A 14,596-nucleotide genomic window follows, 5' to 3' on the forward strand; every position below is an offset into this window, starting at 1 on the left:
ACGCTTAGAGGTCGCAATAATGTTTCGATATGTTCGCTGGATGGCTTTGCTGTCCAGTCTGACGGCAGCCCCTGTAATGGCCGCCACGGCGCTGCAATGCGTGCCCTATGCGCGCGTCGTTTCCGGTGTCGACATCTATGGTGACGCGCTGACCTGGTGGGACCAGGCGCAGGATCATTACAAGCGTGGCAACAGGCCCAAAAAGGGCGCGGTGCTGGCCTTCCGGCCGGTTGGGCCGATGACGCTCGGCCATGTCGCCGTGGTCAGCCGGATATTGGATGATCGCCGCGTGCTGATCCGCCATGCCAACTGGTCGTCGCCCGGCGCGATCGAGGAGGATGTGCTGGCGATCGACGTGTCGGACGCGGGCGACTGGAGCCAGGTGCGCGTCTGGCACAGCCCGACCGGGCAGATGGGCGCCCGCACCAATCCTACCTTCGGCTTCATCTATCCGGCCAAGGCGAAGCTGCACCCCTTCACGCCCGATCCGGCGCTGGGCAGCAGCCTTCGCTATGCCAGCGCCGCGGTCGAGACAGGCGATGGTGAGGAAGGTGCGGAGGTTGCGCCGCTGCCCAGGGCGGCGACACGGATGGCGAGGGTTCAGACGCACGCGATGGTGGCGACGGTATCGCCCAAGCCTGCTGCGCCCCGGCGCAAGGCAGCGCCCCGTATCGAGGCGGACCCGTTCATCATCGAATATGCGGACAACAGCCCGTCGGATCGCTCGCTGGGCGACGTCATCGCTGACGTGAAGCGCGAATCCCTGATGAACTGACCGGCCCCCGCGATTGAGCGGAGACCGGCCTTATAGGCTTATTCGGCGTCGGCGGCCTTGTCGCCCTCGGCGCCTTCGGCCGGATTTTCGAACCAGGCCTCGACTTCACCCGACAGCTTGATGGTCAGCGGGTTGCCGTTACGGTCGCGGGTCTTGCCGGCGGCAACGCGAATCCAGCCCTCGGAAATCGAATATTCTTCCACATCCTTGCGCTCGCGGCCCTTGAAACGGATGCCGATGCCGCGCTGCAGCACCTCCATGTCGAAATGGGGGCTGCGCGGGTTGGTGGACAGATGGTCGGGGGGCGTGTCGCTCATGATCTCAATTTCCCTGAAAATGCTGCGCAGCGCCTACTCTTTCCTGCCCGCAGGCGTCAACCGCCGCGCCCGTCATCAACGTCGCAGAAGATGCGGCGGATGACGCCTTCGTCCAGCCAGTTGGTGAAACGTTCCTGCGCGTCGGTAAGGCCGGCAAAGGGATAGGCGACCGGCTGGTCGCCGACGGCACGGCTGGCGGCGGTCAGGCGGATCATCGCGTCGGGCGCGACGGTCAGAATGCGGCCGCGCCGGTCCGTCGATGCGCTGTTGATGCCGACCACCCGGCCATCGGTGGAGAAGACCGGCCCGCCGCTGATCCCCGACAGGGTGCCATCGCCCTCGGGCAGGCGGCCACGCTCGGCCCAGACCAGCACCGGCTGGTCGATGCCGCTGCTGCCGCGCCGGGCTTCGGCCCGGCCGATCAGTTCGGACAGGACCAATGTCGGTTCGCCGGCGGGAAAGCCCATATGATAGCCGGTGGCGCCGGGCGATGGTGCACCGCTGCGCAGCGGCAGGGCGGCGGGGCTGCGGGGGCCGCGCGGGATGATCGCGGCATCCGATTCCCGGCTTTCGATGACGCGCGGCACTTCCAGCGCGCGGCCGCGCTGTTCCAGCCCGACGCGCGAACAGCCATGGGTGACATGTTCGGCGGTCATCCACACGCCGTTGCGATCCACGGCAAAGGCCGTGCCCATGGCGTCCGCCGGGCCGCCGGGCCGATCCTCGATAATATATTGTTCCTCGCCCCCGCGCGGCAGCGGGCGGCGGGGCGAGCGGGGGTCATATTGTTCGACCTGCAAGGACGGTGCCTGTATCTCGCCCAGCCAGGCGAGCAGCAGGATCAGGCCCAGCAGCCAGGGCAGGCAGCCGCAGCCCCGACGTCCCATCGCGTCAGCCCGCCACGGCCGCAGCGGTCAGGCAGGCGACCGCAGCCTTCATCATCGCCAGGAAGATGGCGGCGGATCGCTCATTCGCCTCGATCCGGCCGGACAGCGATCCCAGCAACAGGTCGACCAGGCGAAAGGCGATCAGTTGCAGCACCAGCGTGACGCTGCCCCAGATGACCACGTCCCAGACATTGACCGATCCGGCGAGGCAGAAGGCGAGCGGTACGGCAAGGCCAAGGGCCGCGCCACCCAGCGAAATGGCCGCCGCCTCATTGCCGGCGCGGATCAGCTTGAACTCGTCATGTGGGGTTATCCACATATAGACCGCCATGGCCGCGGCCCAGACCAGGGTCGCGCAGGCGAGGTGGAGAAGAAGGATCGGCAGGCCCGACAACAGGCTCTGGAAGACGGGGGTGGGATCGCTCATGGGAACAGAAATGCCGCAACCCGCCCTCGGGTTCAATCGGGGCGGGCCGCGATATATATTTGCTCAGGCGGGGTCAGCGACAGATGCGCACCCGGACCCGGCGGTCGCGATAGGGATTATAGCGCCACTCATCCCAGCAGCGCTGGCGATAGCTGGAGCGATAATAGCCGCGTCGGCCATCATGATAGCGCCGGTCGCCGCGCCAGTCGCGGCGGTCGCCCCAACGCCGATTGTCCCAGTGGCGCCGATCCCGACCCCGATTCTCCCAGCGTCCATCGCGGTCGCCGCGCCAGCCGTCGCCGCGATACTGTTGCGCCTGGGCTGGTGCGCTGGTGACGGTAATGCCGGCCATGGCCAGGCCCAGCATCGCAGCGCTTTTCCACAGGAATTTCATCTTGCTTCTCCTCTGTCCGGCCCGGCTGCCGGGGCAGCGCGGGGGCGTGGAGAGGAGAATGGGGCCAAGTCACTGAACCGTCCGGGAACGGGGCTGACAGGCTGTGTTCAGCCCGCCCGGACGGTCGCATTTCTGCCTCGCATCATCGGTGCGTGGCGGCGTATCAGCGCCCGCGCAGCGCCGTCTCGGCCTCGATCATATAGTCGCGGGTGATCGGCAAGGCGCGGCGGTCGCGCACATATTGGACCTGGAAATTGACCATCGATCCATGTTCGAACACGGTCGCCGCGCCCGCCAGATAGAAGGTCCACAGGCGGAAGAAACGCTCGTCATAGAGGGCGACGATCTCCGCCTTGTGCGCCATGGTCCGCTTGTACCAGTCGCGGATGGTGAGGCCGTAATGGATGCGCAGCACCTCCACGTCGGTAATCATCAGCCGCGTGCCCTCGCTGCCCGCCACCATTTCCGACAAAGCGGGGATATAGCCGCCGGGGAAGATATATTTGGTGGTGAACAGGTCGGTGATGCCGGGGCCGTCGACGCGGCCGATCGTGTGGATCAGCATCACGCCATCCTGGGTCAGCAGGTCGCGGCACTTGTTGTAGAAGACACGATAGTCGGCGGTGCCGACATGTTCGAACATGCCGACCGACACGATGCGGTCGAACGGCCCTTCAATGTCGCGATAGTCGATCAGCTCGAACCGGACATGGTCGGCGACGCCCGCGTCGATCGCCCGCTGGCGCGCGACCTTCAACTGTTCTTCCGACAGGGTGATGCCGGTCACGTCGACACCGAAATGCTTGTGCAGGTACAGCGCCATGCCGCCCCAGCCGCAGCCGATGTCCAGCACCTTCATGCCCGGCTTCAGGTAGAGCTTGGCGGCGATATGCGCCTTCTTGTCTTCCTGCGCCTGCTCCAGGCTGATCCCCGCCTCATTCTCCGCATCGGGGAAATAGGCGCAGCTATATTGGCGGTCGCGGTCGAGGAAGAGGGCGTAGAGCGCGCCCGACAGGTCATAATGATGGGCGACATTGGCCTTGGACCGGCTGCGGTGATTGGCCTTCCACAGCTTGCGGCGCACCGTCTTCAGCGCGCGCTGCACCGGCCCCTTGGCGTCGATCGACTTGCCATTTTCCCAGGCATTATTCTGGCGGATCATGGACACGAACTCCATGATGCCGCCGCCCTCGATCGCCACCCGGCCATCGATATAGGCCTCGGCCATGCCCAGGCGCGGATCCTTGACGATGTCGAGGGGCACGCGTTTGTCGAGGAAGCGCAGCGCCAGCGGAGGGAAGTCCGGGTCGGGCGAGCCGACGGTAACGCTACGGCCGTCGGCATAGAAAACGGTCAACTGACCCTTGGTGACAAGACGTCTCAGAACGCGGTCGAAAATCTTCATGGAGCAGGCTGGTCCTTCTCGTTACGCGGCCGTCAAATGCCTGCATACCAATCATAATTGGCGCGGTCTTCCCAAAAACCGCCCTTGCCTCGACCAATGGTCAGAAGGCTCTCCACCGCCTCGATCCGCATCAGATATTTGGCCTGTTTATAACCCAACTGCCGCTCCACCCGCAGCCGCAGCGGCGCACCATTGGCGACGCTGAGCGGCCGGTCGTTGAGGGCAAAGGCCAGGATGGTCTGGGGGTGGAAGGCATCGATCAGGTCGATGCTCTCATAATAAGCGGTGCCACCGCCCATGTCGTCGGCGCAGTGGAAGACGATATAGCGGGCGCGATCGCGCAGCCCCGCGCCGTCGAGCAGCAGCTTCAACGGCACGCCGCGCCATTTGCCGATCGCGCTCCACCCCTCGACGCAGTCATGGCGGGTGATCTGCTCGCGATGGGGCAGGGCGTGCAATTGCGACAGCGACAGCGACAGGGGCCGGGCGACCAGTCCGTCGACGCGCAACCGCCAGTCGGCAAAGCCGCTGCGCCACAGCGCCTTGTAGGCCGGGGTGTTGGGATTGGCGGTGCCGTTCGCGCGGAAGATGGGCGAAATCTGCTCGGGCCGGAACTCCTGTGCCAATGCGTCGCGCGCCATGATTGTGCGCTGCGCCCATTGATGGAAATTGTCCGCGGAAAAGAGGATGTCGCGGGCGAGCGACTGGCGCGCGATCCGGTCGCATCCCGCCAGCGTCGCGGCCGCGCCCAGCAGCAGGGTGCGACGGGTCAGGATCATGGCCGGTCCTTCGGCAGGCGATAACGGCCGGTAATCATCGACATTATCTCGTTCACCGGACCGGCGAGCAGCACCATCACTATGTGGACCAGGAAGAAGGCGACCAGTGCGAAGGCGGCCAGGAAATGGATCGACCGGGCCGACTGGCGACCGCCGAACAGATCGACCAGCCAGGGCCAGGCGGCGTTCATGCCGGGCGACATGGTGAGGCCGGTCAGGATCAGCAGCGGCAGGGCGAGGAAGATGACCGCGATATAGCTCGCCTTCTGCAGCACATTGTAGCGCAGAGCCGCGGCGCCTGTGGGGAAGCGCAGCCGGGCGTGGTCACATATGTCCTGCCAGACATGGCGCGGGGCCAGTTCGCCCCGGCGAAAGGCCAGGTCGCGGGCGATATGGCCGCCCGCCAGGCTCCAGACCATGTAGAAGAGCAGCGCGAAGGCGAAGATCGGCGCGGCGGTCAGGTGCCAATGGCGCGACAGCGCCAGATTATAGAGGGCGGGCAGGGTGATCCAGCCGGGGAACCGGTCCAGCTCCAGCCAGGCATGGTCGAAATTGGCGCCATATTGCCCCCAATAGAGGCGGGGATGGGCGTTGAAGATGCCAAGGCCGGAGGTGAAGAGGATGTAGAGCAGCAGCGCGTTCAGCCAGTGCCACAGCCGGGTCGGCCCGCGATGGCGGCGGACCAGGTCCGCTGGGGCGTGATGCGGTTCCATGGCGGTGACCCTATTGTCTTTCGTCGAAATATCCAGCCGTATCGCGGTCGTTCGCATGGCCTGGGCTGTCGTTGGTCGAATGGCGATGGTGCCGGGCGTGCCATTGCGATCAACGGCTGGCCCTGCAAGGGACTGATGAAGTCGACTTCAAAGAATTTTCGTACAGAAATTTGAATTGATAAAATTCCTCCACGAAACGGGAGTATAAACAAGGTCGCCTGTCACGATTTTCGGCGCTTCGACGCAGATATTGGATGGGTAATATGAAGAGTATCACGTTTTTTATCGCTTCGGCTGTTTTGTGTTTCGTTTCGGCGCCTGTCTTTGCGCAGGATTATGCCCCTTTCACGGGTGCTCATGCCGAAATCATCACCGGCTATGATGTGGTCGATGCCAAGGGTGCCAAATCGGCCGATGGCCTGCTCTATGGCCTCAATGCCGGCTATGACTTTGCCTTGGGTGGCCTGATCCTCGGCATCGAGGGCGAAATTTCCGATTCCACCACCCGCCTGCATGTCGCCGGGGGCAAGAGCGAGACCGACCGCGACCTTTATGTCGGTGGGCGGCTCGGCGTGCCGCTCGGCAGCAAGGCGCTCGCCTATGTGAAGGCGGGCTACAGCAACGCCCGGATGGAATATGAAGCCAGTGACGGCGAAGGCGGCCTGATCCGCGGCGGCGACAATGGCGACGGGCTGCGGCTCGGCGCGGGTCTGGAATATCGGATCGCCGAAAAGCTCTTCCTCAAGGGCGAATATCGTTACTCCGATTATGAGGCGGGCGTGTCGCGCCACCAACTGGTGACGGGGATCGGCTTGCGCTTCTGATCGCCCGCAAATTCGGACTTTCGGGAAAGGGGCGGCTGTCGGGCTGCCCCTTTTTCGCGGCCGGTCGTGCTGCAGGCGCGTTGTCACACTTTTGCAACACAAGGGCTGAAATTGATTGAAATAAAGGTCTTGCCCCTTTGCAAGTGACTTTGGCGATCCTAGATGGCCAATGCGCTCTCATGATGCAGAGGGGGCAGTTCCTCTCCGAAGTGTCGGAGAAGAATAAGCAGGAGGAAGTGTGACTCTATTTCATATTTTCCTAGCATCAAACCTGAACGCTAGATGAACAATTAAGTCGTAGCGTCATAATAAATATCGAGGACTTTATGAAGACTGTGATTTTCGCAGCTATTGCTGCTGCTGCCGCTGTTTCTGCTCCCGCTTTCGCTCAGGATGCTGCGCCGTTCACCGGTCCGCGCGCTGGCGTCACCATGGGCTTTGACAAGGCGCAGGGCGAAGAAGGCTTCAGCTACGGCGTGACCGCCGGCTACGACCTCGCCGTTGCCAACCGCGTGACCTTCGGTCCGGAAGTCTCCTTCGGTGACTCGACCGTCGACGGCCAGGGCATCGACGCCAGCCGTGATCTCGCCGCTTCGGTCCGTCTCGGCTATGTCGTGACCCCGAAGATCCTGGCGTTCGGCAAGGTCGGCTATGCGTCGAGCCGCATCGAGGCCGCTGGTGCCCACACCTCGCTGGAAGGCGTCCGCTACGGCGGTGGCCTGGAATATTCGGTGACCCCGAACACCTATATCTCGGCCGAATATCAGCGCACCGAATATGAAGATAATTTCGGTGGCCGCGACGCTGGCGTCGTCGGCATCGGCTACCGTTTCTGATCCTTTCAGATCGGAATATGGGGAAGGGCGGTCCATTTGGGCCGCCCTTTTTTATGCCGGCAAGGCGCGGATATCGGGCGCGACCCATATGCGCCGAGCAAGCGGCGTCATCAGCGTCTCGCGCGACCAGTAGGTGAAGAGCCAGTCCTTGTCGCCCAGCGGCGATGCCATCAGCGCCGTATAGGCCGTGGCTGGCGTCACGTCGTCGGACTGGCCCGCCAGCAATTGCCGCGCCATGTGCAGCGATGCCTGGGTGATGGTCGCATGATAGCCGCTGGTGTCGCTGTTCACCCCGCCGACGCTTTCATTGTAGCGGCGGATCATGCCCGGCATGTCGCTTTCGGCGTCAACATCGGGCCGGCGCAGCATCAGCCACAGCGCGGTCGCGAAATGGGCGCCATGGGTCCAGCGCGCCTTGGGCAAAGTGCAGGCCAGAAAATCGCAGCCCAGCGCATCGATCTCGTCATCGGTCATCATCCCTCTCCCGCCCGGTCCAGCTCTGCTCATCCGTAGAGCGGCAGATATTCGTAGCCGCGCGTCGTGTCGGGCAAGGCGTCGCCGCCTTGTGCTTCCGCCATCATGCGCCGCGTCTCGGCCCGCAACGAGACAATTTCCACTTGCAGCGGCGCAGCGTCTGTCGGCAGCCCGCCGTCCATCACTTCGCGCAGGGCGTCCAGCAGTCGTGCCGGCGCCGGTTTCCAAATAGCATAGCCTTCGTTGGCCAGTGCGGCCTGATTGATGCCCAGAAGTGCGAGCAGTCGCGTCTTGCGAGCGACATCGTCCATGCCGGTGGCGCGTGCGTGATCGATTGCGGTCGCCGTGACGGCATCGGCCATGCCGGTTATTGGGTGTGAAAAGAGCGGCTGATCGGCATCCCAGGCTTGGGGCGGGCAGAGCTTCTCCGCTGGCACGATCCGTCGGTCGGGCCGAATTTCGGCGGGGTAGATGCGGCAGGCGTTGGGCCGCCGGTCATAGGCGCCGCAACGCATATCGGCCTGCAAATTGGGGCAGGGACCGTCGAACACGGCGGTCGGCAATACGGAAATGGTCACGGGCAACGCGTGGCTGGTTGCCGGCGCGGCACGTGCCGCGCGATAGGCCTCGCTCGATCCCTCGGGAAACTCCAGGGCCGGAGCCGCATCGCACAACAACTCGACGCGCCCGCCATGATCGAGCCAGGTGATCGCTTCTGACAGGCTCAGGAGCAGGCGTAGCCCGTTGCAGCATCGGCCGCAGGACGTGCAGGAAAATTGCAGGGCGGAAGCGGCTTCCGTCCCCTGTTCGGGATTGCTGTTCATCGGTGCGGACCCGGAGCTGGAACATGGGTGCCGCCCCACGCGCCACCCTTTTCAACGCCAGCCCGCTTGCTTTTGGAAGTCGGGCAGGCATTTCAAACGGCTAAGCCGTTTTGCCGGGGCTGGTCAAGCGGCTGGTCCAGGCCGGGTCAGCGCGAAATTCAGCCGAGCGCCGCTTGCTTCTCTTCGGCCAGGCGCTTCATCTCTGCCTTGCTCTTTTTCTCGCTCGCCGACTTGAGCTGGCCACAGGCGGCCATGATGTCGCGGCCGCGCGGTGTGCGCACTGGCGCGGAAATGCCGCCCTCGAATACGATCGTGCTGAAGGCGCGAATCCGTTCCTGGCTCGAACATTCATAGTCGGTGCCCGGCCAGGGGTTGAACGGGATCAGGTTGACCTTGGCCGGCAGCTTATATTTGCGGATCAGGCGGACCAGCTCATGCGCGTCGGCATCGCTGTCATTCTTGTCCTTGATCATCACATATTCGAACGTGATGCGCCGGGCATTGTTCGCCTTGGGATAATCGGCGCAGGCCTGCAGCAGTTCCTCGATGCCATATTTGCGGTTGAGCGGCACCAGCTCGTCGCGCACTTCCTTGGTCACGGCATGGAGCGAAACCGCCAGGTTCACGCCGATTTCCTCGGCCGCGCGCGCCATCATCGGCACGACGCCGCTGGTCGACAGGGTGATGCGCCGCTTGGACAGGGCGAGGCCATCGCCGTCCATCACCAGCTTGAGCGCATCGCGCACATGGTCGAAATTATAGAGTGGCTCGCCCATGCCCATCATCACGATGTTGGTGAGCATGCGGCCATCCGCCGTATATTGCGCCTCGTCGTCCGCCTCGTCATCATTGACGCTGGCCATGCTGCCCTTGGGCCATTCGCCCAGCGCGTCGCGTGCCAGCATGACCTGGCCGACAATCTCGCCCGGCGTCAGGTTGCGGACCAGCCGCATCGTGCCGGTGTGGCAGAAGCTGCAGTTGAGCGTGCAGCCGACCTGGCTCGACACGCACAGCGTGCCGCGATCCGCATCGGGGATGAAGACCATCTCATAATCCTGGCCGTCGTCCGACCGGAGCAGCCATTTGCGGGTGCCGTCGTTCGATACCTGGGCCTCCACCACCTGCGGGCGGCCGACGATGAAGCGTTCCGCCATCCATAGCCGCATCGGCTTGGCGAGGTCGGTCATCTTCTCGAAATCGGTTTCGCCGCGATGATAGAGCCAATGGAACAGCTGCTTGGAGCGCAGCTTGGCGGCCTTCTGGTCGAGACCGGCTTCTTCCAGCGCCCCCTTCATCTGGGCACGGGTCAGGCCCAGCATGTCGACGCGTCCGTCCTCACGGGGCGTCACCGCGCGGGGCACGGGCACAGGGTCGATAAGGCCGGGAATCGGCATGATGGGGTTGGCGGCGGAGTGCATGGCCGCGCACATAGGCGATTTTGCCGGATTTTTAAAGTGGCGTTGGAATCAGCGCAAACGGGCGCACCCCAGCGCTGCCGCGTCGATCGCCGTGGCCGCGCCGCGCAGCGCATAGCTGTCGGCAAAGGCGCTGCCCTTCGCCGATGTCGATTGCACGCTCATGCTGCTGGCGGAGCGCATCGCGGCGATGATCGCGGCATCATCCTGTGGATTGGCGGCCCAGGCGTCGGCCTGGCCCGCAACCAGCGCAAAACGGCGGTCGCCGACGCTGAGCGAGACCCGCGCATTGGCGGCGCGCGGGCGGCTGAGGCGGAAATGGACCTGGCCGCGGACATGCTGGCGCGGCCAGGTGCCGACGGCGGCAAAGCCTGTCGGCGCCTCGCCTGTGCGGCGCTGGGTCGGCATGGCGATGGCGTAGCAGCGCGGCGTCACAGGATCACGGAAAGCGCCCCAGCTTTCGAAAATGCCGAGCGAATCGCGCGCCATGACCGGGCTGGCGAGGGCGACGAGCGGGATCAGCAGGGCGGGCAGGCGGCGCATGGTCCGGGCAAAGCGCAAGCCATCGCCTTTTGCAAGCCCGGCTTCGTTTCGAAAGCGCGTCGAGGTGCTTGCCGCCGCCGACATAGCGGTTATGAAGGACCATCCATCATTGCCGCCGGGATTCGACCGAATCCTCGCCATCGACGCAAAAAGAACGGACAGAACAGGGACATGAAGGCCACCATCGAACGCGCAACGCTCCTCAAGAGCCTGAGCCACGTCCAGTCGGTGGTGGAGCGCAGGAACACGATTCCGATCCTGTCCAACGTGCTGATCGAGGCATCGGCGGACGGCGCGATCAAGCTGATGGCGACCGATCTGGACCTGCAGGTCGTGGAAAGCGTGTCGGCCCAGGTCGAACAGGCCGGCGCCACCACCATTTCCGCCCACACCCTGTTCGACATCGCCCGCAAGCTGCCCGAGGGCAGCCAGGTGTCGCTGCAGGCGGCCGATGGCAAGATGCTGATCCAGGCCGGCCGCGCCCGCTTCAACCTGTCGACTCTGCCGCGCGACGACTTCCCGGTGATCGCCGAGGGCGACCTGCCGACCAGCTTCGAACTGCCGGCCGAAACGCTCAAGCAGATCATCGACAAGACGCGCTTCGCGATCTCGACCGAAGAGACACGCTATTATCTGAACGGCATCTATTTCCACGTCTCGGACGAAGGCTCGCCGGTGCTCAAGGCGGCGGCGACCGACGGCCACCGTCTGGCGCGCGTCACCGTGCCCCGTCCGGACGGGGCGGATGGCATGCCGGGCATCATCATCCCCCGCAAGTGCATCGCGGAACTGCGCAAGCTGCTCGATGAGGTCGAGGGTTCGGTCCAGATCAGCCTGTCGCCCAGCAAGATCCGCTTCGGTTTGGGCAACGCCATCCTGACCAGCAAGCTGATCGACGGCACGTTCCCGGATTACAGCCGTGTCATCCCGACCGCGAACGACAAGCTGCTCAAGATCGACCCGCGCAGCTTTGAGGAAGGCGTAGACCGCGTCGCGACCATCGCCACCGAAAAGACCCGTGCGGTCAAGATGAGCCTCGACAAGGACAAGATCACCCTGTCGGTCACCAGCCCCGAAAACGGCACGGCGGCCGAAGAAGTGCCCGGTGCCTTCCAGGGCGAAGGCTTCGATATCGGTTTCAACGCCCGCTATCTGCTCGACATATTGGGTCAGATCGACACGGACATCGTCGAACTGCACCTGGCCGATGCCGCCGCGCCGACGCTGATCCGCGAAAATGACCGCAGCCCTGCCCTTTATGTGCTGATGCCGATGCGCGTTTGATCGGCGTTGCCGGCAGATATCTGAATATCCGGGAATCGCCCGGACCCGGCGGGTAATCGCTTCTCAAGCTTTGTCGGTTAGACGATCGGCATGGCTATTGTCCGCAAACATGATCCGGATGCGCCGGCCAGGACCGCGAGCCTGCTTGTCTCGCTGGGGCTGGCCGAAAGCGGCACGGACGTCGCCGCTACCTGGATTTCGCGAAGTTTCACCCATGTCGCTGCGCTCTGGCCGCTGATGCTGCTGGCCAAGCTGTGCGTCGCGGCTTTGCTCGGCATGCTCTCGCTTGCTCGGCCGGAACATGGCGCCCTGCTGTGCGCCGTGGTGCTGATCGATGGGCTGCTGATGCTGGTGCCGCGCTGGGGGCTGTTCCGCAATTTGCGGCCCCATATCCAGAATTGGCTGATGCTGCCTGCGCTCTTCTGCTCGGGGTTGAGCTTCAGCCTGTGGCTGGCGCAGGGCAATGGCGCGGCCATACCGTCGGCGGTGCCCGAAATGGCGATCGCGCTGCTGGCGGTCTGCATCGTCGGCGATCGGCGCCTGCTGGGGCTCAGCTATTTCATGGGGGCGTTGCTGGTGGCCGGCATCGCCCATGCCGGCATGGTGCATCTGGGGCTGCTGGCCAGTTGCCTGGCGGTGATGGCGATCGCCACCCTGCGTCAGGCGGCGGCGGATCGGGAGCGGGCGATCGAACAGCATCAGCAGGATCTCAAGGCGCAGCGATCCGACCGGCTGCTGGAAGAATATGAACTGTCCGGCCGTGGCTGGTTCTGGGAAACCGACCGCCAGAGCCGTATCACCTATATTTCGGCAACCCTGGCCGGACCGCTGGGCGTGGAAGTGGGCAGCCTGATCGGGCGGCTGCTCACCGACATCATCCAGCAGGGCGACCGGCAACAGGGCGATGGCGAGCGGACGCTCGGCTTCCACCTCTCGGCCCGGACCGGCTTTGCCGACATCGCCGTGCGCGCCGCGATCGCGCGCGAGGAACGCTGGTGGTCGATCTCGGGCGAACCGGTGTTCAACGAATATGGCCAGTTCCACGGCTTTCGCGGATCGGGCACCGACTTGACCGAAATGCGGCGCAGCCAGGCGGAAGTGACGCGCCTGGCCCAATATGATTCGCTGACCGGTCTCGCCAACCGGGTGCAGATGTTGCAGGCGCTGGAGCAGGCGGTGCTCGGTTCGCGCGGCAAGCAGGGCGAATGTGCGCTGATGATGCTCGACCTCGACCGGTTCAAGAGCGTCAACGACACGCTCGGCCATCCGGCCGGCGACGCGCTGCTGCGCCAGGTCAGCCAGCGGCTGCAGCGCGTGGTCGGCAATCAGGGGCTGGTCGGGCGCCAGGGCGGCGACGAGTTCAAGGTGCTGGTCCATGGCCGCCATGACCGCAACCGGCTCGGCCTGCTGGCACAGGCGATCATCAGCGCCGTATCGCAACCCTATTCGATCGAGGGCACGGGGGTGGTGATCGGCGTGTCGATCGGCATTTCCTTTTGTCCGGAAGATGGCGTCACCGCCGATGCCCTGATCCGCAATGCGGACCTGGCGCTCTACAAGGCCAAGGGCGATGGGCGCGGCGTCTATCGCTTCTATTCGGCCGACATGCACGCCGATGCGGAAGACCGTCGCCAATTGGAGCAGGATTTGCGCCACGCCCTGACGGCGGACGGCCTGCATCTTGTCTATCAGCCGATCGTCTGTTCGACGACGGAGCGCATTACGGGCTATGAAGCCTTGCTGCGCTGGGATCATCCGACGCGCGGGCCGATATCGCCGGCGCTGTTTGTCCCCATTGCAGAGGATAGCGGTCTGATCGCGCCGATCGGCGAATGGGTGATGCGGACTGCCTGTCGTGACGCTGCGCAGTGGGAACAGGATATCCGCGTCGCGGTCAATGTGTCGGCGATGCAATTTGCCAATCCCGGCTTCCCGACCACCGTCATGCAGGCGCTGGCGAGTGCGCAACTGGCGTCCGAACGGCTGGAGTTGGAAATCACCGAGAGCGTTTTCCTGAACGACGACGCCGGCACCGACGCGATGTTCACCCGCCTCAAGGGGCTGGGCGTGCGGCTGGCGCTCGACGATTTCGGCACTGGCTATTCGTCGCTCGGCTATCTGAAGAAGGCGCCGTTCGACAAGATCAAGATCGACCAGAGCTTCGTGCGTGGCGCCGCCATCCGGGGCAGCCGCAACAGCGCGATCATCAAGGCGATCGTCAGCCTGGCCGAGGCACTGGGCATGGACACCACGGCGGAAGGGGCCGAGACGCGCGACGAGCTGGACCTGATCCGGCAATTGGGGTGCAGCCATATCCAGGGCTATATCTACGGCCGGCCGATGCCCGCCGCGCAGGTGCTGGAAGGCCAGCGCACCAATGGCGTCTCCGCCCGGTCTGAAGGTTTCCAGTCGAGCCGGCCGGAGCGCAAGGCGATGCTGCGCACGGTTGCCGTCCATCATGACGGCCATGTCTATAATGGCCGCATCCGCAACATCTCCGCCACCGGCGCGATGATCGAGGGGCTGTGGAATGTGCCTGAAGGCACGCAGTTCGCGATCGACCTGTCTGAAGGGCAGAGCGTCGACGCGACCACCCGCTGGTCGCGCGAGGATCGCATGGGGGTGGAGTTCGCCGCTCCAATCGACCTCGCCCTGCTCCGTAGTCAGCCCAAGGCGCTGGCCGGATAGAGGATGAAGGC

At 64.4% G+C, this 14,596-nt stretch carries 16 protein-coding genes; 5 read left to right on the top strand and 11 right to left on the bottom strand.

Annotated features, from left to right (window positions below; all coding sequences use genetic code 11):
* The first annotated feature begins 19 nt into the window (after window positions 1–19).
* Window positions 20–775, top strand: coding sequence for a CHAP domain-containing protein (locus tag GGQ90_RS07080; protein WP_188081477.1), 756 nt, complete (start codon window positions 20–22; stop codon window positions 773–775).
* A 38-nt stretch (window positions 776–813) separates the two neighbouring features.
* Here the strand turns inward: GGQ90_RS07080 and GGQ90_RS07085 are convergent, their stop codons facing one another.
* The 7 genes from GGQ90_RS07085 to GGQ90_RS07115 form a co-directional block, all read right to left on the bottom strand.
* Entirely contained in the window at window positions 814–1,092 is a 279-nt protein-coding gene (locus GGQ90_RS07085; RefSeq protein ID WP_188081478.1) for a DUF3297 family protein, read from the bottom strand.
* A 56-nt stretch (window positions 1,093–1,148) separates the two neighbouring features.
* Entirely contained in the window at window positions 1,149–1,979 is an 831-nt protein-coding gene (locus GGQ90_RS07090) for a S1 family peptidase (protein ID WP_188081479.1), read from the bottom strand.
* 4 nt (window positions 1,980–1,983) lie between these two features.
* Window positions 1,984–2,406 carry a DUF350 domain-containing protein gene (locus tag GGQ90_RS07095; RefSeq protein WP_188081480.1) on the bottom strand — a complete coding sequence of 141 codons (423 nt, stop codon included), beginning with the start codon at window positions 2,404–2,406 and terminating at the stop codon, window positions 1,984–1,986.
* Window positions 2,407–2,479: 73 nt separating this feature from the next.
* Complete coding sequence (locus GGQ90_RS07100) at window positions 2,480–2,800, bottom strand: hypothetical protein (RefSeq protein ID WP_188081481.1); 321 nt, start codon at window positions 2,798–2,800, stop codon at window positions 2,480–2,482.
* A 163-nt stretch (window positions 2,801–2,963) separates the two neighbouring features.
* Window positions 2,964–4,205, bottom strand: coding sequence for an SAM-dependent methyltransferase (locus GGQ90_RS07105; protein ID WP_188081482.1), 1,242 nt, complete (start codon window positions 4,203–4,205; stop codon window positions 2,964–2,966).
* Window positions 4,206–4,237: 32 nt separating this feature from the next.
* Window positions 4,238–4,984, bottom strand: a complete 747-nt coding sequence (locus GGQ90_RS07110) for a molybdopterin-binding protein (RefSeq protein WP_188081483.1) — start codon at window positions 4,982–4,984, stop codon at window positions 4,238–4,240.
* Window positions 4,981–5,697 carry a cytochrome b/b6 domain-containing protein gene (locus tag GGQ90_RS07115; RefSeq protein WP_188081484.1) on the bottom strand — a complete coding sequence of 239 codons (717 nt, stop codon included), beginning with the start codon at window positions 5,695–5,697 and terminating at the stop codon, window positions 4,981–4,983. Before GGQ90_RS07115 ends, GGQ90_RS07110 begins: the two co-directional genes overlap by 4 nt.
* Window positions 5,698–5,996: 299 nt before the next feature.
* Here GGQ90_RS07115 and GGQ90_RS07120 point away from each other — a divergent pair, with 299 nt between their 5' ends.
* Window positions 5,997–6,521: an outer membrane protein gene (locus GGQ90_RS07120; RefSeq protein WP_246428158.1), complete on the top strand. Its 525-nt coding sequence runs from the start codon at window positions 5,997–5,999 to the stop codon at window positions 6,519–6,521.
* Between the two features lie 326 nt (window positions 6,522–6,847).
* Window positions 6,848–7,357 carry an outer membrane protein gene (locus GGQ90_RS07125; protein ID WP_188081486.1) on the top strand — a complete coding sequence of 170 codons (510 nt, stop codon included), beginning with the start codon at window positions 6,848–6,850 and terminating at the stop codon, window positions 7,355–7,357.
* Between the two features lie 51 nt (window positions 7,358–7,408).
* On the opposite strand, the gene GGQ90_RS07130 is transcribed toward GGQ90_RS07125, so the two are convergent.
* The 4 genes from GGQ90_RS07130 to GGQ90_RS07145 form a co-directional block, all read right to left on the bottom strand.
* The gene (locus GGQ90_RS07130; protein WP_188081487.1) at window positions 7,409–7,831 is read right to left on the bottom strand and encodes a hypothetical protein; all 423 of its coding nucleotides are present in this window, start codon (window positions 7,829–7,831) and stop codon (window positions 7,409–7,411) included.
* A gap of 29 nt (window positions 7,832–7,860) precedes the next feature.
* Window positions 7,861–8,655, bottom strand: a complete 795-nt coding sequence (locus GGQ90_RS07135) for a YkgJ family cysteine cluster protein (RefSeq protein ID WP_188081488.1) — start codon at window positions 8,653–8,655, stop codon at window positions 7,861–7,863.
* A gap of 158 nt (window positions 8,656–8,813) precedes the next feature.
* Window positions 8,814–10,073 (bottom strand): dual-specificity RNA methyltransferase RlmN, encoded by a 1,260-nt coding sequence (gene rlmN / locus GGQ90_RS07140; RefSeq protein WP_188081489.1) that lies wholly within the window; start codon window positions 10,071–10,073, stop codon window positions 8,814–8,816.
* 48 nt (window positions 10,074–10,121) lie between these two features.
* On the bottom strand, window positions 10,122–10,613 hold the full coding sequence (locus GGQ90_RS07145; RefSeq protein WP_188081615.1) for a hypothetical protein: 492 nt from the start codon (window positions 10,611–10,613) through the stop codon (window positions 10,122–10,124).
* A gap of 171 nt (window positions 10,614–10,784) precedes the next feature.
* Here GGQ90_RS07145 and dnaN point away from each other — a divergent pair, with 171 nt between their 5' ends.
* Together dnaN and GGQ90_RS07155 are read left to right on the top strand one after the other, a co-directional pair.
* Window positions 10,785–11,897 carry a DNA polymerase III subunit beta gene (gene dnaN, locus GGQ90_RS07150; protein WP_188081490.1) on the top strand — a complete coding sequence of 371 codons (1,113 nt, stop codon included), beginning with the start codon at window positions 10,785–10,787 and terminating at the stop codon, window positions 11,895–11,897.
* Window positions 11,898–11,987: 90 nt separating this feature from the next.
* A complete protein-coding gene (locus GGQ90_RS07155; protein ID WP_188081491.1) occupies window positions 11,988–14,585 on the top strand; it encodes an EAL domain-containing protein in 2,598 nt (865 codons plus the stop codon).
* Window positions 14,586–14,596: the final 11 nt, after the last annotated feature.

Source organism: Sphingobium scionense (genome assembly GCF_014197035.1).
GTDB classification, from domain to species: domain Bacteria; phylum Pseudomonadota; class Alphaproteobacteria; order Sphingomonadales; family Sphingomonadaceae; genus Sphingobium; species Sphingobium scionense.

Excerpts from the sequence above, each read along its gene's own strand:
- dnaN (WP_188081490.1), top strand. The coding sequence starts at position 10,785 with ATGAAGGCCACCATCGAACGCGCAACGCTCCTCAAGAGCCTGAGCCAC.
- rlmN (WP_188081489.1), bottom strand. The coding sequence starts at position 10,073 with ATGCACTCCGCCGCCAACCCCATCATGCCGATTCCCGGCCTTATCGAC.
- GGQ90_RS07100 (WP_188081481.1), bottom strand. The coding sequence starts at position 2,800 with ATGAAATTCCTGTGGAAAAGCGCTGCGATGCTGGGCCTGGCCATGGCC.
- GGQ90_RS07135 (WP_188081488.1), bottom strand. The coding sequence starts at position 8,655 with ATGAACAGCAATCCCGAACAGGGGACGGAAGCCGCTTCCGCCCTGCAA.
- GGQ90_RS07130 (WP_188081487.1), bottom strand. The coding sequence starts at position 7,831 with ATGACCGATGACGAGATCGATGCGCTGGGCTGCGATTTTCTGGCCTGC.
- GGQ90_RS07125 (WP_188081486.1), top strand. The coding sequence starts at position 6,848 with ATGAAGACTGTGATTTTCGCAGCTATTGCTGCTGCTGCCGCTGTTTCT.
- GGQ90_RS07090 (WP_188081479.1), bottom strand. The coding sequence starts at position 1,979 with ATGGGACGTCGGGGCTGCGGCTGCCTGCCCTGGCTGCTGGGCCTGATC.
- GGQ90_RS07155 (WP_188081491.1), top strand. The coding sequence starts at position 11,988 with ATGGCTATTGTCCGCAAACATGATCCGGATGCGCCGGCCAGGACCGCG.
- GGQ90_RS07115 (WP_188081484.1), bottom strand. The coding sequence starts at position 5,697 with ATGGAACCGCATCACGCCCCAGCGGACCTGGTCCGCCGCCATCGCGGG.
- GGQ90_RS07085 (WP_188081478.1), bottom strand. The coding sequence starts at position 1,092 with ATGAGCGACACGCCCCCCGACCATCTGTCCACCAACCCGCGCAGCCCC.
- GGQ90_RS07105 (WP_188081482.1), bottom strand. The coding sequence starts at position 4,205 with ATGAAGATTTTCGACCGCGTTCTGAGACGTCTTGTCACCAAGGGTCAG.
- GGQ90_RS07080 (WP_188081477.1), top strand. The coding sequence starts at position 20 with ATGTTTCGATATGTTCGCTGGATGGCTTTGCTGTCCAGTCTGACGGCA.
- GGQ90_RS07095 (WP_188081480.1), bottom strand. The coding sequence starts at position 2,406 with ATGAGCGATCCCACCCCCGTCTTCCAGAGCCTGTTGTCGGGCCTGCCG.
- GGQ90_RS07145 (WP_188081615.1), bottom strand. The coding sequence starts at position 10,613 with ATGCGCCGCCTGCCCGCCCTGCTGATCCCGCTCGTCGCCCTCGCCAGC.
- GGQ90_RS07110 (WP_188081483.1), bottom strand. The coding sequence starts at position 4,984 with ATGATCCTGACCCGTCGCACCCTGCTGCTGGGCGCGGCCGCGACGCTG.